Origin of the sequence: Geobacillus sp. E263, assembly GCF_007197795.1 — a bacterium.
Taxonomy (GTDB): domain Bacteria; phylum Bacillota; class Bacilli; order Bacillales; family Anoxybacillaceae; genus Parageobacillus_B; species Parageobacillus_B toebii.
This window is the reverse complement of the sequence record NZ_CP041632.1, coordinates 1,140,040-1,158,353: the sequence shown is the minus strand read 5'-3', so window position 1 is coordinate 1,158,353 and position 18,314 is coordinate 1,140,040. Positions and strand designations below refer to the sequence as shown.

23 protein-coding genes and 1 other annotated feature are annotated in these 18,314 nt (G+C 43.7%); of the genes, 5 read left to right on the top strand and 18 right to left on the bottom strand.

Annotated elements, in window-relative coordinates; genetic code table 11:
- The 10 genes from spoIIAB to spoIIM form a co-directional block, all read right to left on the bottom strand.
- On the bottom strand, window positions 1-441 hold the full coding sequence (gene spoIIAB / locus FNL97_RS05950) for an anti-sigma F factor (protein ID WP_015864379.1): 441 nt from the start codon (window positions 439-441) through the stop codon (window positions 1-3).
- Complete coding sequence (gene spoIIAA / locus FNL97_RS05945) at window positions 441-782, bottom strand: anti-sigma F factor antagonist (protein ID WP_373467274.1); 342 nt, start codon at window positions 780-782, stop codon at window positions 441-443. The genes spoIIAB and spoIIAA overlap by 1 nt, the downstream gene beginning before the upstream one ends.
- Window positions 783-919: 137 nt before the next feature.
- Window positions 920-2,101, bottom strand: coding sequence for a D-alanyl-D-alanine carboxypeptidase family protein (locus FNL97_RS05940; RefSeq protein ID WP_062752816.1), 1,182 nt, complete (start codon window positions 2,099-2,101; stop codon window positions 920-922).
- Window positions 2,102-2,223: 122 nt separating this feature from the next.
- Complete coding sequence (locus FNL97_RS05935) at window positions 2,224-3,525, bottom strand: pyrimidine-nucleoside phosphorylase (protein ID WP_143415208.1); 1,302 nt, start codon at window positions 3,523-3,525, stop codon at window positions 2,224-2,226.
- Window positions 3,522-4,364 carry a purine-nucleoside phosphorylase gene (locus FNL97_RS05930; protein ID WP_015864383.1) on the bottom strand — a complete coding sequence of 281 codons (843 nt, stop codon included), beginning with the start codon at window positions 4,362-4,364 and terminating at the stop codon, window positions 3,522-3,524. The genes FNL97_RS05935 and FNL97_RS05930 overlap by 4 nt, the downstream gene beginning before the upstream one ends.
- A 13-nt stretch (window positions 4,365-4,377) precedes the next feature.
- Window positions 4,378-5,559, bottom strand: coding sequence for a phosphopentomutase (deoB, locus tag FNL97_RS05925; RefSeq protein WP_015864384.1), 1,182 nt, complete (start codon window positions 5,557-5,559; stop codon window positions 4,378-4,380).
- 230 nt (window positions 5,560-5,789) lie between these two features.
- The gene (gene xerD, locus FNL97_RS05920; protein WP_143416290.1) at window positions 5,790-6,686 is read right to left on the bottom strand and encodes a site-specific tyrosine recombinase XerD; all 897 of its coding nucleotides are present in this window, start codon (window positions 6,684-6,686) and stop codon (window positions 5,790-5,792) included.
- Window positions 6,687-6,693: 7 nt separating this feature from the next.
- Window positions 6,694-6,906 carry a YqzK family protein gene (locus tag FNL97_RS05915; protein WP_015864386.1) on the bottom strand — a complete coding sequence of 71 codons (213 nt, stop codon included), beginning with the start codon at window positions 6,904-6,906 and terminating at the stop codon, window positions 6,694-6,696.
- A gap of 99 nt (window positions 6,907-7,005) precedes the next feature.
- Window positions 7,006-7,470, bottom strand: coding sequence for a ferric iron uptake transcriptional regulator (gene fur, locus FNL97_RS05910; protein WP_015864387.1), 465 nt, complete (start codon window positions 7,468-7,470; stop codon window positions 7,006-7,008).
- Window positions 7,471-7,584: 114 nt separating this feature from the next.
- On the bottom strand, window positions 7,585-8,232 hold the full coding sequence (gene spoIIM, locus FNL97_RS05905) for a stage II sporulation protein M (RefSeq protein WP_015864388.1): 648 nt from the start codon (window positions 8,230-8,232) through the stop codon (window positions 7,585-7,587).
- Window positions 8,233-8,377: 145 nt separating this feature from the next.
- Here spoIIM and FNL97_RS05900 point away from each other — a divergent pair, with 145 nt between their 5' ends.
- Entirely contained in the window at window positions 8,378-9,460 is a 1,083-nt protein-coding gene (locus FNL97_RS05900; RefSeq protein WP_143415207.1) for an RNA-guided endonuclease InsQ/TnpB family protein, read from the top strand.
- 136 nt (window positions 9,461-9,596) lie between these two features.
- Here the strand turns inward: FNL97_RS05900 and FNL97_RS05895 are convergent, their stop codons facing one another.
- Both FNL97_RS05895 and FNL97_RS05890 read right to left on the bottom strand, forming a co-directional pair.
- Window positions 9,597-10,760, bottom strand: a complete 1,164-nt coding sequence (locus FNL97_RS05895) for an endonuclease Q family protein (protein WP_143415206.1) — start codon at window positions 10,758-10,760, stop codon at window positions 9,597-9,599.
- Window positions 10,753-11,313 carry an NUDIX domain-containing protein gene (locus FNL97_RS05890; RefSeq protein WP_062752824.1) on the bottom strand — a complete coding sequence of 187 codons (561 nt, stop codon included), beginning with the start codon at window positions 11,311-11,313 and terminating at the stop codon, window positions 10,753-10,755. The genes FNL97_RS05895 and FNL97_RS05890 overlap by 8 nt, the downstream gene beginning before the upstream one ends.
- A 121-nt stretch (window positions 11,314-11,434) precedes the next feature.
- Here FNL97_RS05890 and FNL97_RS05885 point away from each other — a divergent pair, with 121 nt between their 5' ends.
- Window positions 11,435-12,355, top strand: coding sequence for an aldo/keto reductase (locus tag FNL97_RS05885; RefSeq protein WP_143415205.1), 921 nt, complete (start codon window positions 11,435-11,437; stop codon window positions 12,353-12,355).
- A 165-nt stretch (window positions 12,356-12,520) separates the two neighbouring features.
- Here the strand turns inward: FNL97_RS05885 and FNL97_RS05880 are convergent, their stop codons facing one another.
- From FNL97_RS05880 to FNL97_RS05870, 3 genes are all read right to left on the bottom strand, one after another.
- Window positions 12,521-12,754 carry a YqkE family protein gene (locus FNL97_RS05880; RefSeq protein ID WP_015864393.1) on the bottom strand — a complete coding sequence of 78 codons (234 nt, stop codon included), beginning with the start codon at window positions 12,752-12,754 and terminating at the stop codon, window positions 12,521-12,523.
- Window positions 12,755-13,015: 261 nt separating this feature from the next.
- Window positions 13,016-13,255 (bottom strand): YqkC family protein, encoded by a 240-nt coding sequence (locus FNL97_RS05875; protein WP_015864395.1) that lies wholly within the window; start codon window positions 13,253-13,255, stop codon window positions 13,016-13,018.
- Window positions 13,245-13,583: an iron-sulfur cluster biosynthesis family protein gene (locus FNL97_RS05870; RefSeq protein WP_062678566.1), complete on the bottom strand. Its 339-nt coding sequence runs from the start codon at window positions 13,581-13,583 to the stop codon at window positions 13,245-13,247. Before FNL97_RS05870 ends, FNL97_RS05875 begins: the two co-directional genes overlap by 11 nt.
- A gap of 8 nt (window positions 13,584-13,591) precedes the next feature.
- Here FNL97_RS05870 and FNL97_RS18835 point away from each other — a divergent pair, with 8 nt between their 5' ends.
- Window positions 13,592-13,816 carry a CDGSH iron-sulfur domain-containing protein gene (locus FNL97_RS18835; RefSeq protein ID WP_062678567.1) on the top strand — a complete coding sequence of 75 codons (225 nt, stop codon included), beginning with the start codon at window positions 13,592-13,594 and terminating at the stop codon, window positions 13,814-13,816.
- 6 nt (window positions 13,817-13,822) lie between these two features.
- Window positions 13,823-14,026: a YqzH family protein gene (locus FNL97_RS05860; protein WP_233252995.1), complete on the top strand. Its 204-nt coding sequence runs from the start codon at window positions 13,823-13,825 to the stop codon at window positions 14,024-14,026.
- Window positions 14,027-14,052: 26 nt separating this feature from the next.
- On the opposite strand, the gene FNL97_RS05855 is transcribed toward FNL97_RS05860, so the two are convergent.
- Window positions 14,053-14,841: an SDR family NAD(P)-dependent oxidoreductase gene (locus FNL97_RS05855; protein ID WP_143415204.1), complete on the bottom strand. Its 789-nt coding sequence runs from the start codon at window positions 14,839-14,841 to the stop codon at window positions 14,053-14,055.
- Entirely contained in the window at window positions 14,832-15,803 is a 972-nt protein-coding gene (locus FNL97_RS05850; RefSeq protein WP_041269935.1) for an MBL fold metallo-hydrolase, read from the bottom strand. The genes FNL97_RS05855 and FNL97_RS05850 overlap by 10 nt, the downstream gene beginning before the upstream one ends.
- A gap of 182 nt (window positions 15,804-15,985) precedes the next feature.
- Window positions 15,986-16,216 (top strand) — a binding site (T-box leader).
- A 43-nt stretch (window positions 16,217-16,259) separates the two neighbouring features.
- On the opposite strand from FNL97_RS05850, the gene proI reads away from it, so the two are divergent.
- Window positions 16,260-17,117: a pyrroline-5-carboxylate reductase ProI gene (proI, locus tag FNL97_RS05845; protein ID WP_082798160.1), complete on the top strand. Its 858-nt coding sequence runs from the start codon at window positions 16,260-16,262 to the stop codon at window positions 17,115-17,117.
- A 50-nt stretch (window positions 17,118-17,167) separates the two neighbouring features.
- Here proI and FNL97_RS05840 read toward each other — a convergent pair whose 3' ends face one another.
- Window positions 17,168-18,250: an RNA-guided endonuclease InsQ/TnpB family protein gene (locus FNL97_RS05840; protein WP_143415203.1), complete on the bottom strand. Its 1,083-nt coding sequence runs from the start codon at window positions 18,248-18,250 to the stop codon at window positions 17,168-17,170.
- Window positions 18,251-18,314: the final 64 nt, after the last annotated feature.

Here is an 18,314-nt window from a genome sequence, read left to right as displayed (position 1 = left end):
TTAGTTACATAAGGCTTTGCTCTTCGTTATATATTTCTTCAAATAAACGGTTGTGCCTTTGTTCACTTCCGACTGCACGACGACTTCATCCATAAAGTTTTCCATGATGGTAAATCCCATTCCAGATCGCTCTAATTCTGGCTTTGTTGTAAACAATGGCTGGCGCGCCTCTTCAATATTGGCAATGCCAACCCCTTCATCTTTAATGGTTAAATGTACGACTCCGTCTTCAATCACAACGGAAATATATACGATTCCGTTTGGATCGTTATTATATCCGTGAATAATCGCGTTGGTCACCGCTTCAGAGACAACGGTTTTGATTTCCGTTAGTTCATCCATTGTCGGATCAAGCTGTGCCACAAACGCAGCGACCGTAACGCGGGCAAACGATTCATTTTGGCTAAGTGCGGAGAATTGGAGGTGCATTTCGTTTCGCATTATGCCACCCCCAATGTCTCTAATGCGAATTGTTCATTGTTTTCTAAACGAATAATTTTAAACAGCCCAGACATTTCAAACAGGCGTTTTACCGTTGGAGAAATGGAGCATACAATCATTTCTCCGCCAAGGTTTTTAATTTGTTTATAACGTCCTAAAATCACTCCAAGTCCGGAGCTATCCATAAACGTCAAATGTTCTAAATTAAACACAATATGGCGAATCGACTCTCTTTCCATCGTATCCGTTACTTTTTCCCGAAGTTCTTCGGCTGTATGATGGTCAAGCTCTCCTGAAAGTCGAATGATTAATACGTCTTGTTTTACTTCAAAGTCCATCATCAGACTCACAGCGTTTTCCCCCTTGTTCATTTCGGATAGGGAGAAGTTTCGCTACATTCCGATAAAAATCCTGCTTGATGACAAAACTAGTGTCGATTCGCTAAATGTAGAAAACCTACTACAAAAGCTGACAATGTTTATGCGGATTTCGTAAAATTTTGCAACGTCCGTTTAAATAAATCCCACCAGCTTGCTTCTGCTACATTTTCTTTCGCAACAATTGGACTCCGCAGCAGTTCTTTTCCATCTTGTTTTAAAATCAGTACACCAAGCTCGTCTCCTTTTTTAATTGGCGCTTTTACGTTTTCTTTTGTTTGGATCACTTTTTCTATTTGATCGATAGATTGTCCTTTTTTCGTTAATACAGAGATTGGCTCTGATGTAACAAGAGCAATCGCTTTTTTCTTTCCTTTACTTACATTGACACGAGCAATGATTTCGTTCCGTTTATAAACTGGATGTGTTTTGTATTGACTAAACGCATAATCAAGCATTTTCGTAATTTGCGCATTGCGATCCTTTGGCGTCGATGCTCCAAATACGACAGCAATGACGCGCATGCCATTCTTTTTCGCCGTCGCGGTTAAGCAGTATTTCGCTTCGCTTGTGAATCCTGTTTTTAATCCATCCACTCCTGGATAAAATTTCACAAGCCGGTTTGTATTGACAAGCCAAAACTTTTTATCCGTGTTTTCTCGCAAATAATCTTCATATATTCCGGTATACTTCGTAATATCTTCATATTTAAGCAATTCTCGCGCCATCATCGCCATGTCATACGCGCTGCTATAATGTCCTTCGGCAGGCAACCCTGTCGAATTTTGAAACGAAGTGTTTTTCAAACCAAGTTCTTTCGCTTTCTTGTTCATCATCTCGACAAAAGCTTCTTCAGATCCCGCGATTCGTTCGGCCATGGCGACTGACGCATCATTGCCTGAACCGATTGCAATTCCACGCAATAGTTCATCCACCGTCATTTCTTCCCCAGGCTCTAAAAAGATTTGCGATCCACCCATGGATGCGGCATATTCGCTCGCCCGCACTTTTTCCTTATAAGAAAGCTCTCCCTTATCAATCGCTTCCATAATGAGAAGCATTGTCATAATTTTTGTCATACTAGCCGGCGGCAGTTTTTTATGGGCGTTTTTTTCATACAAGACAGTTCCGGTATCCCGTTCAATCAAAATAGCCGATTTTGCATCATTGGCAAGCTGAATCCCTCGTGTGTTTGTCTTGTTTTCTTCCGCATGGATGTTGGCGGAAATTGGCAATATGAAAATAGACGCAAAAAGAAGTAAGCGAATAAATAGCTTCTTCATCTCCCAAACCTCCATTCTTTATACATGCCATTTTTTCCAAATAAGATATTTTTATACAATAGAAGCAATGAATTTCAGCAGATTTTGTCCAAAAAAAAATGGAGGCTGATCACAGCCTCCTTTTATGAAATCGTTTCATATATGAGCGTTGGTTTGGCAACAGGAATTTGGGAGATTCGGATGCTTTTAGCAAGTTTTTGTTTCACTTCTTCGATATTTTCCGTATTGCTGTAAATCGTAACAAGCGATTCCCCTTTTTTCACTGGATCGCCGACTTTTTTACGCAAGGCAAGTCCCACAGAAAGGTCGATCGCCGATTCTTTCGTCGCCCTTCCCGCTCCAAGCAGCATCGCGGCTGTTCCAACTTCGTCAGCAATAATCTCCGCGACATATCCATCTTCCGGAGCTTCTAACTCCCATTGATATTTTGCTTGCGGCAGTTTGGATGGGTCATCGACAACCGATGCATCGCCGCCTTGCGCTTTTAGAAACACTTTGAACGTTTCTAGCGCTTTTCCTTCTTGAATCGATGTTTCTAATAACGCACGCGCTTCCTCTAATGAAGATGCTTTTTCCGCTAAATATACCATATAGCTTCCAAGCGTCAAACATAGCTCTTGTAAATCTTCCGGCCCTTTTCCTTTGAGTGTATCAATCGCTTCTTTTACTTCGAGCGCGTTGCCAACTGCGTATCCGAGCGGCTGGCTCATATCGGAAATAACCGCCATCGTTTTCCGGCCGACGCGCTTGCCGATTTCAACCATCGCTTTTGCGAGTTGTTTTGCCCCTTCTAAATCTTTCATAAATGCACCAGCGCCTGTTTTGACATCTAAAACAATCGCATCCGCACCAGCGGCGATTTTTTTGCTCATAATCGACGAAGCGATGAGCGGAATGCTGTTTACCGTCGCGGTGACGTCGCGGAGCGCATACAGCTTTTTATCAGCCGGTGTTAAATTGCCTGTCTGGCCGATAATCGCGATTTTATTTTTATTAACAAGCTCAATAAATTGGTCATTATCGATTTCTACATGAAAACCAGGAACCGATTCTAATTTATCAATCGTCCCGCCTGTATGCCCGAGGCCGCGGCCCGACATTTTCGCGACCGGCACACCGACAGACGCAACGAGCGGGCCTAACACTAGCGTTGTCGTATCGCCGACGCCGCCGGTTGAGTGTTTATCGACTTTAATTCCTTCGATTTTCGATAAATCAATGACATCTCCCGAATGAACCATCGCCATCGTCAGCGCCGCCGTTTCTTCTTCGGTCATGCCGCGGAAAAACACCGCCATCGCAAATGCGCTCATTTGATAATCCGGAATATCCCCGTTTGTATAGCCGCGAATGATAAATTCAATTTCCTCTTTTGTAAGAGCGTAACCATCCCTTTTTTTCGCGATTAAATCCACCATTCTCATACAATATCACCTTTTTCGTTTTTTGCCATTTCGGCGACAATCGCTTTGACTAACCGCAAAAAGTTTGCTTTTACTTTTTCCGTCGTTTCTATGACCTCATCGTGCGTAAGCGGCTGATCTAAAATCCCTGCCGCCATATTGGAGATGCAAGAAATGCCCAATACTTCCATTTGCGCATGGCGCGCAACAATCACTTCCGGTACGGTCGACATGCCGACCGCGTCACCGCCAATCGCGCGAATCATGCGGATTTCTGCTGGCGTTTCGTAAGAAGGACCGGTATTCGCTACATAAACTCCCTCTTGAATCGGAATGTGGAGATTCGCCGCTACCTCTTTTGCAATGCTGCGCAGCCGCTTGCTATAAGCTTCCGTCATATCCGGAAAGCGCACACCAAGCTCTGGGTGATTCGGGCCGATTAATGGGTTAGTGCCCATGTTATTGATATGGTCCGTAATAATCATTAAATCCCCCGGCTGAAACCGTTCATTCACCCCTCCTGCCGCGTTCGTTACGATTAGCTCTTTGACGCCGAGCGCTTTCATCACGCGGATGGGGAATGTCACTTGATCCATGCTGTACCCTTCATAGTAGTGGAAACGTCCTTGCATGGCGACAACGGTCGCACCTTCAAGCTGGCCGTAAACAAGCCGGCCGGCATGCCCTTCCACTGTAGAAACAGGAAACTCTGGAATTTGTTCATACGGAATTTTTACCGCTTGTTCGATTTCATCCGCGAGCACGCCAAGACCCGATCCAAGAATTAAACCAATTCGGGGCGGTGTCGGGAATTTATCTTGCAAATAACGAGCTGCTTTTTCAATCGCCTGTTTATTCATGATTTCCATCCTCCTATTTCAAATCAGCTAAAAAGCTTGTTCCGTGCGGCGGCATGTTCACTTGAAAGTTTTCTGCAATGGTTGCGCCAACATCGGCAAATGTTTTACGAAGCGGCAGCTCTTTTCCGCCGTTCATGCTTGGACTATAGACAAGAAGCGGTACGTATTCACGAGTATGGTCTGTACCGTGGTGGACTGGATCATTTCCATGGTCAGCCGTAATGATCAGCAGATCGTCATCCTTCAAAAGAGGAAACACGTCGGAAAGACGGGCGTCAAACTCCTCAAGCGCATCCCCGTATCCTTTTGGATCGCGGCGATGGCCGTACAGTGCATCAAAATCAACGAGATTGACGAAACTGAGTCCGGTGAAATCCATTTTCAGCGTGTCTACCAATTTATCCATTCCGTCCATATTGGATTTTGTCCGCAACGATTGCGTAACTCCTTCATTATCATAAATATCGGAAATTTTTCCGATTGCGATCACTTCATATCCCGCGTCTTTTAATTCGTTCATTACTGTACGGCCGAACGGTTTTAACGCATAATCATGCCGGTTCGCTGTGCGCTGGAAATTGCCAGGCGTGCCGATGAACGGACGAGCGATCACGCGGCCGACCATATATTTTTCATCAAGCGTTAATTCACGAGCAATTTTGCAAATGTGATACAGTTCTTCAAGCGGAACCACTTCTTCGTGTGCAGCAATTTGCAATACGGAATCCGCCGAAGTATAAACGATGAGTGCCCCTGTTTCCATATGCTCTTTGCCAAGCTCTTCAATAATCGCCGTACCGCTTGCCGGTTTGTTTCCGATAACTTTTCGGCCCGTTCGTTTTTCCAATTCGTCAATCAATTCTTTTGGGAAACCATTTGGGAACACTTGGAACGGTTTGTCAATATGAAGTCCCATAATTTCCCAGTGACCCGTCATCGTATCTTTTCCGGCGGATGCCTCTTGCATTTTTGTGTAATAGGCTAGCGGTTTTTCTGCTTTCGGAATGCCTTTAATTTCGCGAATGTTGCTTAAGCCGAGCTTCGCCATGTTTGGCATATGCAATCCGCCACGATACTCAGCAATATGTCCAAGCGTATCCGCACCTTTATCATTATACTTTTCGGCATCTGGCGCTTCTCCAATGCCGACAGAGTCCATGACAATTAAAAATACCCGTTTGTATGTATAACCCATTATTATGCCTCCTGTCTTCATCAAATGATCTATCTTTTTTATCATTCCCAAAACACTTATTCACACATCAACATTATATTGGTCAGAAGTCTGACAACCATATTATAAAACGTTTTCATAATTATGCGCAATAAAAAACAGAAAAGAGCACAATGAAAAACAGAGATGCGGAGTGCCAAAACAAAACACCCGCTCGCCACAAGCGGGTGTTTCTTGCAAGCAACAGAAAGCTATGCACGTGGATGGTATTGCTTATACACATCTTTTAAACGCGTTTTCGTAACGTGCGTATAAATTTGCGTTGTTGAAATATCGGCATGGCCTAATAATTCCTGCACGGCGCGCAAATCGGCGCCATTTTCAAGGAGATGGGTGGCGAATGAATGCCTTAGTGTATGCGGTGTCAGCTCTTTTTCGATGTTTGCTTCTTTCGCGAGTTTCTTCAAAATCTTCCAAAAACCTTGCCGTGTCAAACGTTCGCCATGATGGTTTAAAAATAATGCATCGGTTGCCCTTTTTTTCGAGTTGATTAGCTTCGGACGCGCGGTTTCAAGATATACTTTTAATGCGTTTAACGCCATGCTGCCGACCGGCACGATGCGCTCCTTCTTCCCTTTCCCGTAACAGCGGACAAACCCCATTGTCAAATGCACATCGGAAAGATTTAAGTTCACAAGCTCGCTGACACGCATTCCGGTCGCGTACAATAATTCTAGCATCGCTTTATCGCGAACGCCGATTGGTGTATTCGTTTTCGGCGCTTCTAAGAGCGCCTCGACTTCTTCGAGCGACAGCACTTTTGGCAACGTCCGCTCCATTTGCGGTGATTCGATATGCACCGATGGGTCTTGTTCCGCTACTTTTTCACGAAGAAGAAATTGATGAAACGAACGGATCGATGCAATATGGCGCGCAATCGTCTTTGGAGAGTTTCCTTTTTCCTTTAAAAACTTTAAAAATTGCATAATATGAAGGCGCGTCACGTCATTCCACGATTGAATTTGCTCGACGTGGCGCAAATAATGCGCATACTTTTTTAAATCTCTTTCATAAGAAATAATCGTATTTTTTGCCAAATTTCGCTCTACCGTCAAATAATGCAGAAAATCTTTCAATTCATATTCCAACATTTCTCTACTCCCCATTGCGATAGAAAAATAATAGTCGATCCATCCATTCCAATGTCGAGTTTTCGACGGCTGAAACTTTCACCGCTGATCCTTGTGGCTCATCATAACGGTGGTAATTATCGTATTCTCGATTGAACCATATAAGACTATAATAAAATAAAATCGTACACCCCGTAAATAAAAGAAATACTTTTATCATCTGCCATATCGTTTTCATGGCCGTTCCTCCTCATTTCCAATCATGCTTACTATGAGGATATGCCATGTTTTTTTTCTTTTATACCATAAAAAAACCTTTCCCATCGGAAAAGGTTTTTTACTTTTTATTTTGTTCTTCCTCATGTTTTTGTTGGCAACGATAACAAATGCCATGAAACGTTAGGCGATGGTCTTTAATTTTAAACTTCCAGTCTCGTTCCACAATTTCTTCTACTTCCTCTAATAAATCTTCTTGAATTTCCGCTACTGACCCACATTCAATACAAACTAAATGATGATGAAAGTGAGCTGCTCCTTCTTTGCGCAGATCGTAGCGAGATACACCATCCCCAAAATTGATTTTATCGACAATTTTTAGTTCGGTTAACAGCTCGAGTGTACGATATACAGTAGCTAATCCGATTTCTGGAGATTTTTCTTTAACGAGGAGGTAGACGTCTTCTGCGCTTAAATGATCTTCCTCATGTTCTAACAAGACACGTACTGTTGCTTCTCGCTGCGGTGTTAATTTATAACCGGCGGTATGCAATTGCTTTTTAATTCGGTCGACTCGATCTTCCATCTTTTATTCCCTCCCACGTCATTCAACTACCATTATAACAAAAGAAAGAGGGAAGTATCAAAATAAAATTATTATTATAAAAGAACAAAAATGGTTATTATATAATAGAAATAATTATTTATGTCCGACCATCTCGATTACTTGTTTCATAAATAACGGTGATACGTATGCCTCTAGGGATGAGGAAACGAGCAGACTCACACTAATCAACATCATCGCCATCGTATAGCGCATAATCATCGGAAAAATTGGTTCATGTCCCCGTTTCATAAATTGATTGCGCACCATTTGCAATGAAAAGGAAACAGAAATCACTCCCATGATTACAAAAGCTGGAATGATAATTAAATTTTGCGGCATTACAGACACAAAAGATAATAAAAACCCTTGCCATCCCATTTGGTTCACCAAAAATCCGACAGTAAATCCGACAACAACTCCTTTTAAAAATAGCAAAATTAAAATAATAGGCAATCCTATAATTGAAATGCCCAGCACCCACATTAAAGCGACATATTTTAAATTATGAAAATAACTTTGTTGAAACATATCGTGGGCGCTTGCAATATTTCCTTTTGATACTTGTCCAAAAAATTGCGTTAAATAGTAGTATAAATCTTGTTTCTGGCTAAAGTTTAAACTGTTGACAACAATCGCTCCAAAAATCACTCCCATTAAAAATAGCACAATCACAAATAAATACACAGGAGCATGCTCGCGCATATGTACAGCGATCATTGATTTTACCGGATGTCTTCTCATCTTTTTCTTCCCCCTATCACGAGAACATCCGCCGGAAGCCCACTGCTTTAGCTGTGGAAGGAAGGCGGGGTTTATATTTTCAGTATATATTGAATTTTTCGTTCAGTATAAGTACACTGGATTTAGAAAGGTAGGTGAATCAAGAATGCTCTGCACTCTCAAGATTAAATTAATGCCAACTCTTGAACAGTTTCATGCGCTGCTGGAAACAATGAAACGGTTTAACCAAGCATGCAACTATATTAGCGAGATTGCTTTTCGCTCCAGAACCTTTTCCAAAACGAAAATCCAGCGGCTTTGCTACTATGACGTCAGGGAAAAATTTGGCCTCTCTGCCCAAATGACCGTTCGTGCCATCGGCAAAGTGTCGGAAAGCTATCGTTTGGATAAAAAAACCTTGCATAACTTTAAAGAAACCGGTGCCATCGTGTATGATGAAAGAATCCTGTCCTTTAAAGAGTTAGAGTATGCTTCCATCCTTACCTTGCAAGGAAGAATGGAAATCCCTATGGTCATTAGCCGCTACCATCAAGGTTTGCTGTGCGGCAACCGTGTTCGGGGTCAAGCCGATTTAGTCCTTCAAAACGGTATTTTTTATTTACTGCTCGTGGTGGACGTTCCCGAAGACCAGCCCAATTCCGAAAACGGATTTATCGGTGTGGACCTTGGCATCATTAATATCGCCGTCGATAGCACCGGTGAGGTATTTTCCGGCTCGAAGGTCAACGGGCTGCGCCGCCGCCATGCGAAACTTCGCGCCAAACTCCAAAAGAAAGGCACCAAGTCAGCGAAACGCCTGCTTAAAAAGCGTTCCAAGAAGGAAAAACTATTTGCCCGTGATGTGAACCACTGCATTAGCAAGAAGATTGTTGAAAAGGCAAAGGCACTCGGATGCGGCATTGCCCTTGAAGATTTAAAGGGCATCCGCCAACGCACCGAGAAAACGGTTAAAAAGCAACAGCGTCGTCAACACTCTTCTTGGTCTTTTTATCAGTTGAGAAAGTTTATTGAGTATAAAGCGGCGATCGCTGGCGTGCCGGTGGTATTGGTTCATCCAAAAAATACTTCCCGCACCTGTCCGGTTTGCGGACATGTGGCCAAAGAAAACAGACCGTCAAGGGATCAGTTTTGTTGTCGAGCTTGTGGGTACGCTGCCCCTGCCGACAACGTGGCTGCGGAAAACATCCGCAGGGCTGCTGTCAACCAGCCGAACGCGGCAGCCAATTAGGCTAGCTGCAAGCCCACGGCTTTAGCTGTTGGGTAGTTGACCCTCTTAGTAGATTGTATGAAATATTCTTCGATGTATGACTGATTTGCAAGAAAAGAAAGAGAAGATAACCTCCATAAATACAAAAAAATCGCTTCTATTCCGAAGCGATTTTGCCGTATTTTCCGCCGCCCCCTGCTTGGATCGAAAGCTCTCCTCTGCGTGCGAGAATAATGAGTTTTGCCAGTTTTTCCCCTATGCTCTGTTTTAGTTCTTCTTCTGTCGCTTGGTGGAGTACGTACATTTCTGTACCGAAACGGGCGAGCAATTTTTCGTATGTTTTCGGTCCAAGCCCTGGAATAAACTCAAGCGGTACTTGATAAATATACGGCGGGCGTTCCGGTGGCGTTCCGCCTGTTTTTAGCTCCTTAAGACGGTCAAACACTCCTTTAATTTGCCGGTGATGGCCGCATGATGGGCATTGTTTTTCGCGAGGGCTCATCGGCTTGAAACATCGTTCACATGTCGTTTGATGATACTTTCCTAGTTTCGGATTTAACCCATAGTTGGCGATAATCGCTCTTTCCTCCTGATTTCGCAACGCTTTTTTTAATTCGGCAAACGTTGGAGCGTTCATGCGGATCACTTGGTATTCACGCGCCAATTTTCGCAGCGAATGGGCATCGGAGTTGGAAAGGTATGGATAGCGATGCAGTTCGGCGATTTGGTCGGCCATCTCGGTATCAGCGCTTAACCCCAGTTCTATCGCATCAATGGCATCAGGGTCGAACACCTCGGTCAAGCTTTTTTTCACTCCTTTGCCATACAAACTTTTAAACGGAGTAAACGCATGCGCTGTAACAAATAAACCGCCTAATTGTTTTACAAACGCCTGTAATTCACGGCCCGTTCCGTACATGCGCTGCGAACTGAGGGAAATGTTTTTCACACGCTTTTTTAGCCATGCAGAAAACGTACGCATTGCCGCAATCGTCGGTAAAAAGATAAGCACGTGAATAGGGCCTTGACAATGCTCATCATATATTTCGATTTCGCTTCCTAACAATAACGTGACAGAATCGATCGCAACACCGCCGCCATCGTGCTCTTTCCACCCTTTCTCTTCCATTCCCCGTTCCAACTCATCAAGCACTTCCGGAACATGGCAGTCAATAATGCCAACCATATTTAATCCTTTTACATGTACTGCGTCGTGTAAAATGTTTGTGAGCGTTAATGTTTTTGCACCTGTAATTTTTACTGGCCTTCCGGAAGCGGTGCGGCCGATATGGATATGTAAATCAACATAATAGTTATGCATTTTCTTCTCCTAGGACACGACGCAATTGCAAATATTGCAGCGCATATGCTGTTTTGGCATCATAAATCTCGCGTTTTTCAAGCATTTCCAGCGCCTCCTCCAACGTCACTTCTAAAATATCGACGAATTCATCTTCATCGAGCGATACGGCATCTTCCAATTTCTCCAGCCCTTCCGCCATATATAAGTGAATCAGCTCATCGGCAAATCCCGGCGATGTATAAAATGACACGATATGGCGCATCGACTGGGCGCGGCAGCCTGTTTCCTCTTCTAATTCACGCTGTGCTGTGGCAAGCGGCTCCTCCCCTTTTTCTAACTTGCCCGCCGGAATTTCTACTAATACCCGTTCCAGTGCTTTTCGGTATTGTCGAACGAGCACTAGCTTTCCTTCTTTTGTAATTGGGATAATGGCCACCGCTCCTGGATGTTTAATAACTTCCCGTTTGCTCGTTTTCCCATTTGGCAGCTGTACGTCTTCCACATACAATTGAACTACTTTGCCGCTAAATATTTTTTCTTTGCGTATCGTTTTTTCCACTAAATGGTCCATTTTCTTCTCTCCCATCTAATAATATCTTTCCCAACTTATTGTACTACATCATTTGAGCAAGTTTTACTTTCGGGTGTACAATGAAAAAAATGATTATTTTAATTAAAGGAGGATCCGCATCATGCAAAAGCGCCGCATCGGCTTATCGGATTTATATGTCAGCGAAATCGGGCTCGGCTGCATGTCGCTTGGCACGGACGAAAAAAAAGCGATTCGCATTATTCATGAGGCGTTAGAACGGGGCATTAACTATTTAGACACGGCCGACCTTTATGACCGCGGACTAAATGAAGAATTTGTCGGAAAAGCAATCAAAGGAAAACGCGATCAAGTCATCCTTGCAACAAAAGTGGGCAACCGCTGGGAAGACGGAAAAGACGGCTGGTTTTGGGATCCATCCAAAAAATACATTAAATCGGAAGTAAAAGAAAGCTTGCGCCGTCTGCAAACGGATTACATTGACTTATATCAGCTTCACGGCGGTACGATCGATGACCCGATCGACGAAACGATTGAAGCGTTCGAAGAATTAAAACAAGAAGGGGTGATCCGCTATTACGGCATTTCCTCGATTCGTCCAAACGTTATTCGTGAATATGTAAAACGTTCCAATATCGTCAGCGTCATGATGCAATACAGCCTGCTTGACCGCCGACCAGAAGAGTGGTTTCCGCTTTTGCGCGAACACAACATCAGCGTCATCGCCCGCGGACCTGTCGCGAAAGGATTGCTCACAGAGCGGCCGCTAGAGGCGGCGAGCGATTCCGTCAAGAAAAACGGTTATCTTGATTATACATATGAGGAATTGCAGACGCTGCTTCCAAAGTTAAAAGCGAAAACGGCCGAACACCGTTCGTTCACCGCAACGGCGCTGCAGTTTTGTTTATATGATCCGGTTGTTGCCGCTATCATTCCAGGAGCGAGCAGCGTCGAGCAGCTCATCGAAAACATAAACGCCGCTTCCGCCCCACGCTTAACAGAGGAAGAATATGAATGGCTCCGTCAGCATACGAAATCTTCCGTATACGAAATGCATCGATAGGATACTTACAATGATGCGGAAAGAGAACTTTCTCTTTCCGCAAATACACATCCGACAGCGAACAAACAGCGTGATTGGCATCCGAAAATTCGCCGCAAGAAAAATCACGCTTTGTATGCGGATTTCTCCGCTCTCCCATAAAACAGGATATCTCCATTCAACGATTTACTTAAAATTCCGCCAATCCAAATTGCTCTCATTCAGCAGCTCTTCAAACGTTTTTTGTTTTTCACGTTTGCGCTGCTCCTCGCGTCTCCGCGCTTCTTCCTCTTCTTTTCGGCGCTGTTCTTGTTGTTCCAATTCTCGTTTTTTCTCCTTCAGCTTAGCGAACAATTCCTCATTTAAACGATCCTTCAGCGTAAGCAATTCGTCTGCTCGATTTTTTTGTTTCTTGTTCACACTTATCCCTCCAATGTATAAAACGTTGTTCATTCTTCCATGATAAAAACAAACACTTTCAAGAAAAGGAGTTAAACGAAATGGCAAAAAACGGCTCACAAAAAGGAAAACCAACTGCTGATACCATAAAACAAACAATCGCAAAAGAAGAATTAGAAAAAGCGATCCATCCAACAAAACGCCAAAACACCCCGCAATAACGAAAAGCGGAAGGCGCAAACAAAATGAATGATAAAACCGTAACCGAAGTGGGTTACGGTTTTATAAGATTTCCGTAATATTAGGCATGTGTTCATCCATCCACGCTATTGCTTCATCTAGTGTGGCAAATTCTTTTGTCTCAAACGTCATTTCATTTTGCAAAAGCCAGACGTCTTTTGGCTCATGATAGACGCCGGCAATCGACCAATGCAGCAAACTGTATGGATCGTTTTCATGCAAAAATGATACCCAAGTTTTTTGCTTCGCTACATTGGCGATTTGTTTCAGCTTATCTTTCATGTTGCTCACTCACTTCTACAAGCGGCATGCGTGGACTTAAAATTTGTCCAGGGCTTTTCAGCAAAAAACTGCTCGTCCCTTCGACAACGTCAATCGTCATCACATCATCATAGAACACGAGACGGGACTTTTCCACAAAAACAGGAACGAAATTCGTCTCGACAACGATATCGTCATCATCGGCTTGATCGACTAACCATAACGAAATAACACCGCTTACAAGGCATCCACATCCATCTGTATCATATTTCAGCTTTAACATTCGCCCTGTTTCCGTTAAAATAGGAGTAAGCTGTTTGATTGCTTTATCTGTAAAAGAAATATTCACGCTACACGATGCTCCTTTTCCTCTTGTTTCAGCTCCTATTTTACCTACATAGGCAAGTTGCTGTCAAAAATAAAAAGGAGGAATGGATGATGGCAAAAGTGCAAATTAAAGTAACCAAACAAACCTTTTCGCTTTGCCGGTGTGGGCTGTCCAATAATGTACCATTTTGCGACGGTTCCCATAAAGGCAAATTCCACTCTGTTGTCCGCGCTACCCCATCCGAATCGCAATGATAGGAAGTGGCATTGTTGGACGAAAAATGGCTTAAAAAACTTATTCGCAACTGCTTTCTTCAATATGGACATGACACGGAATCTCTGTTTCTTCATGACTTCGAATGGAAACAGTTGTGCGAAAAAATTTTACTAGAAAAAACAAACCATGAAGATATGGATATGTACGAAATTGTGCATGATGTCATTTATGAATATATAACGAAATAACACTCCTTGTTATGCAGCAGGGAGTGTTATTTTTTGAAGAATGCACGTTTCCCGACTTTCTCGACCACGGATGGAAATAAGCGATAGAGTTGACTCCCAATATTCATCCAGCGCGGCATATTTACTTCCCTTGTCGGCGTCATCATAACCGAAACGACCTGTTTTGCTACTTTTTCCGGCGAAAGCATCCATCGTTCCACATTTTTTACATATTCCCCTGATTGGTCGGCGACATGGAAAAAATTCGTCCGAATCGGCCCCGGGTTCACAGCAGTAACAAAAATCCCGTACTGTTCCGCCTCCATCCGCAAACTGTCCGTAAACCCAAGCACCGCATGTTTGGTAGCTGCGTATATGCTCGATTTTGGAGTTGCCAATTTTCCTGCTTGTGAAGCAATATTAATAATATGGCCGCTTCGCCTTTTTTGCATATGTAAATATACTATTTTTGTGCAAGCGATTAAACCAAATACATTGACAGCAAACATGTCTTTCATTTCCTCGATATCAATGTCTTCCACATTGCGAAACACGCCAAAACCTGCGTTATTTACTAATACATCAACCGTTTGGACATCACGAAATAATTGTTGAAACACCGTTTCTACCGCATCTGTATCACTCACATCCAACCGATAATAACGTGGCGAAATGCCATATGTATGTTCAATTTGTCTTGCCACCGCTTTCAACTTTTCTTCATTTCTGGCAAGCAACACCGGAAGCGCCTTTTGGCGTGCCGCTTCATAGGCGATCTGTTCACCGATGCCGCTTGACGCTCCAGTAATGACGATATGTTTGCCTTCTATCCGCAAATAGATCCCTCCATCGCTTCATAAATGTAATAATCATTTACTTTTGTCTTTCTCACTGCGCCGTTCTCTTCTAAGTAATCAAGCTGCCCAATCGTTTCAGACATCGTTAATATAAACTCTTGTTGATATACAGTAGGAAATAGCTTTTGGCAAACTTCAAATACCGTATGCGGTCTTTGCTTGAGCATATCGAGCACTTGCTCGGCACGTTCGCGTTGTTTACGGAGCCGTTTTTCAATCAATGCAAATACGTCTGTTACATCCTCCCCATGTCCCGTCATGACAAAAGAAATGTCGTAATTCCGCATTTTAAGCAATGAAGCGTTATACTGCACTAATGGTTTCGGGCGCTCCGTTTCTCCTGGAAAAGGCGGCTCCATCAATGGATTTGGAGAAATATGTAAAAGCAAATGATCTCCACCAATCATCGCACCGTCTGTTTCGCGGTAAAACACAACATGGCTTTGGGCATGTCCCGGTGTTTCAATTACTTTCCAATGCGGCAAGCCCGGCAGCAAATCACCTTCTTTGACCGTAGCGGTAAGCGGACGATGACATGCATAGCGGAGCGAGCCCCGTAAATTTGGAAGTTCTGCGAGAAACGAACGATCCACGCCACATTCTAACAAAAACTGTTCAAAAAATCGTTGATGTTGTTGAAAAAATGTTTCGTCCTGGCGAAGCCAGCGATCTGCTTTCTGATGGCCAATGACCGGAATTGTATCTGGTAAATAATCGAGCAAGCCGACATGGTCAGGATGGTGATGGGTAATGACAACTTGATCAATGTCGGAAGGAGCATATCCAATTTGACGAAGCTGCTGTTGAAACGAGCGCCACGCCTCTTCTGTTTTTACACCGGCATCAATCAGAGTCAAGCTATCTCCTTTAATCAAGTACATGTTTACATTTCCAACCGGAAACGGCGTCGGCACGACGATGCGATAAATATGTTCATTCATCATCGACGATCCCCTTCTAATTGATATATTTATAAAATAAATCGACAATAATGATATTTAACAGTTTACACCGATTTTATCGGTTTGTCATTTTTTTCGAATAATTCACAAAAAAAATTATCTTTTCCTATTGACAACACACCTGTTTTCATTGCATAATTGCAAACAAAATTAAACATTGCAAACGGGCAATGAGTGGGGCCAGTAAACCATGAATGGTATCCAGAGAGTGAAACCCATAGGCTGGAAGGTTTCATTACCCTCTTCGTGGTTGAACCTACCCCATGAGCTGTTAGGAAAACCTAAACGCTCAACCGGCGTTATCGGTGAAGAGGTGGACTCTTTTTTGGCCGTTTGTCGGCAAAAGAGTCAAAAAAGGTGGTACCGCGGAAACAAGACCTTCCGTCCTTTTTAGGATGCAAGGTCTTTTTTATTTGATCAAAAGGAGGAATTGCCGTGAAACGAGAAACGACCATTACGTTTATCGGTGCCGGTTCGATGGCAGAAGCACTTGTTTCCGGAATGACAAAAACATTGTACCAGCCTGAACAAATTATTATGACAAACCGTTGTAATCAAAAGCGTCTTGAATATATGAAAAAAACGTATGGAGTCCGGATCGAAACCAATAAAGAAAAAGCGGTAAAAGAAGCCGATATTGTCATTTTAGCGATGAAGCCGAAAGACGCGGCAGAAGGCATCATTTCCATTGCTCCAATGATTGGCGAACATCAGCTGATCATTTCCGTGCTGGCTGGCGTTACAACGGAAACCATCGTTTCACTAATTGGTAAAAACGTTGCGGTGATTCGCGCCATGCCAAATACGTCAGCAACGATCGGTCAGTCTGCCACTGCCATCTCTCAAGGCCGTTTTGCTACTGAAACACATTTGGCGATTGCGAAAACGTTGTTTGAGACGGTGGGCATTGTCACGGTCGTTCCTGAACATGATTTGCACGCCGTTACAGGGCTTTCCGGAAGCGGACCTGCCTATGTCTATTATTTAGTGGAAGCAATGGAAAAAGCGGCGGAAGAAATCGGACTTGACCGCACTGTCGCAAAAGAATTGATTTTGCAAACAATTATCGGCGCGGCACAAATGTTGCAAGCAACGAACAAACATCCTTCTATCTTGCGCAAAGAAGTAACTAGTCCGGGCGGAACGACGGAAGCGGGCATTCAAGTGCTGGAGCGTTACCGATACCAGGAAGCGGTTGTTGCTTGTATCAAACGGGCAACGGAGCGATCTGAAGAGTTAGGAAAAGCGCTTGTTTCTTCTTCTTTTCCTCGCGCTGCCGCTCCATCTCGCTAAATGTTGTAAGTCAACTACCCAACGGCTAAAGTCGTGGGCTTGCAACTAGCCTAATTGGCTGCCGCGTTCGGCTGGTTGACAGCAGCCCTGCGGATGTTTTCCGCAGCCACGTTGTCGGCAGGGGCAGCGTACCCACAAGCTCGACAACAAAACTGATCCCTTGACGGTCTGTTTTCTTTGGCCACATGTCCGCAAACCGGACAGGTGCGGGAAGTATTTTTTGGATGAACCAATACCACCGGCACGCCAGCGATCGCCGCTTTATACTCAATAAACTTTCTCAACTGATAAAAAGACCAAGAAGAGTGTTGACGACGCTGTTGCTTTTTAACCGTTTTCTCGGTGCGTTGGCGGATGCCCTTTAAATCTTCAAGGGCAATGCCGCATCCGAGTGCCTTTGCCTTTTCAACAATCTTCTTGCTAATGCAGTGGTTCACATCACGGGCAAATAGTTTTTCCTTCTTGGAACGCTTTTTAAGCAGGCGTTTCGCTGACTTGGTGCCTTTCTTTTGGAGTTTGGTGCGAAGTTTCGCATGGCGGCGGCGCAGCCCGTTGACCTTCGAGCCGGAAAATACCTCACCGGTGCTATCGACGGCGATATTAATGATGCCAAGGTCCACACCGATAAATCCGTTTTCGGAATTGGGCTGGCCTTCGGGAACGTCCACCACGAGCAGTAAATAAAAAATACCGTTTTGAAGGACTAAATCGGCTTGACCCCGAACACGGTTGCCGCACAGCAAACCTTGATGGTAGCGGCTAATGACCATAGGGATTTCCATTCTTCCTTGCAAGGTAAGGATGGAAGCATACTCTAACCCTTTAAAGGACAGGATTCTTTCATCATACACGATGGCACCGGTTTCTTTAAAGTTATGCAAGGTTTTTTTATCCAAACGATAGCTTTCCGACACTTTGCCGATGGCACGAACGGTCATTTGGGCAGAGAGGCCAAATTTTTCCCTGACGTCATAGTAGCAAAGCCGCTGGATTTTCGTTTTGGAAAAGGTTCTGGAGCGAAAAGCAATCTCGCTAATATAGTTGCATGCTTGGTTAAACCGTTTCATTGTTTCCAGCAGCGCATGAAACTGTTCAAGAGTTGGCATTAATTTAATCTTGAGAGTGCAGAGCATTCTTGATTCACCTACCTTTCTAAATCCAGTGTACTTATACTGAACGAAAAATTCAATATATACT

Excerpts from the sequence above, each read along its gene's own strand:
- spoIIAB (WP_015864379.1), bottom strand. The coding sequence starts at position 441 with ATGCGAAACGAAATGCACCTCCAATTCTCCGCACTTAGCCAAAATGAA.
- spoIIAA (WP_373467274.1), bottom strand. The coding sequence starts at position 782 with ATGATGGACTTTGAAGTAAAACAAGACGTATTAATCATTCGACTTTCA.
- FNL97_RS05940 (WP_062752816.1), bottom strand. The coding sequence starts at position 2,101 with ATGAAGAAGCTATTTATTCGCTTACTTCTTTTTGCGTCTATTTTCATA.
- FNL97_RS05935 (WP_143415208.1), bottom strand. The coding sequence starts at position 3,525 with ATGAGAATGGTGGATTTAATCGCGAAAAAAAGGGATGGTTACGCTCTT.
- FNL97_RS05930 (WP_015864383.1), bottom strand. The coding sequence starts at position 4,364 with ATGAATAAACAGGCGATTGAAAAAGCAGCTCGTTATTTGCAAGATAAA.
- deoB (WP_015864384.1), bottom strand. The coding sequence starts at position 5,559 with ATGGGTTATACATACAAACGGGTATTTTTAATTGTCATGGACTCTGTC.
- FNL97_RS05915 (WP_015864386.1), bottom strand. The coding sequence starts at position 6,906 with ATGAAAACGATATGGCAGATGATAAAAGTATTTCTTTTATTTACGGGG.
- fur (WP_015864387.1), bottom strand. The coding sequence starts at position 7,470 with ATGGAAGATCGAGTCGACCGAATTAAAAAGCAATTGCATACCGCCGGT.
- spoIIM (WP_015864388.1), bottom strand. The coding sequence starts at position 8,232 with ATGAGAAGACATCCGGTAAAATCAATGATCGCTGTACATATGCGCGAG.
- FNL97_RS05900 (WP_143415207.1), top strand. The coding sequence starts at position 8,378 with ATGCTCTGCACTCTCAAGATTAAATTAATGCCAACTCTTGAACAGTTT.
- FNL97_RS05895 (WP_143415206.1), bottom strand. The coding sequence starts at position 10,760 with ATGCATAACTATTATGTTGATTTACATATCCATATCGGCCGCACCGCT.
- FNL97_RS05890 (WP_062752824.1), bottom strand. The coding sequence starts at position 11,313 with ATGGACCATTTAGTGGAAAAAACGATACGCAAAGAAAAAATATTTAGC.
- FNL97_RS05885 (WP_143415205.1), top strand. The coding sequence starts at position 11,435 with ATGCAAAAGCGCCGCATCGGCTTATCGGATTTATATGTCAGCGAAATC.
- FNL97_RS05875 (WP_015864395.1), bottom strand. The coding sequence starts at position 13,255 with ATGAAAGATAAGCTGAAACAAATCGCCAATGTAGCGAAGCAAAAAACT.
- FNL97_RS18835 (WP_062678567.1), top strand. The coding sequence starts at position 13,592 with ATGCTCCTTTTCCTCTTGTTTCAGCTCCTATTTTACCTACATAGGCAA.
- FNL97_RS05850 (WP_041269935.1), bottom strand. The coding sequence starts at position 15,803 with ATGAATGAACATATTTATCGCATCGTCGTGCCGACGCCGTTTCCGGTT.
- FNL97_RS05840 (WP_143415203.1), bottom strand. The coding sequence starts at position 18,250 with ATGCTCTGCACTCTCAAGATTAAATTAATGCCAACTCTTGAACAGTTT.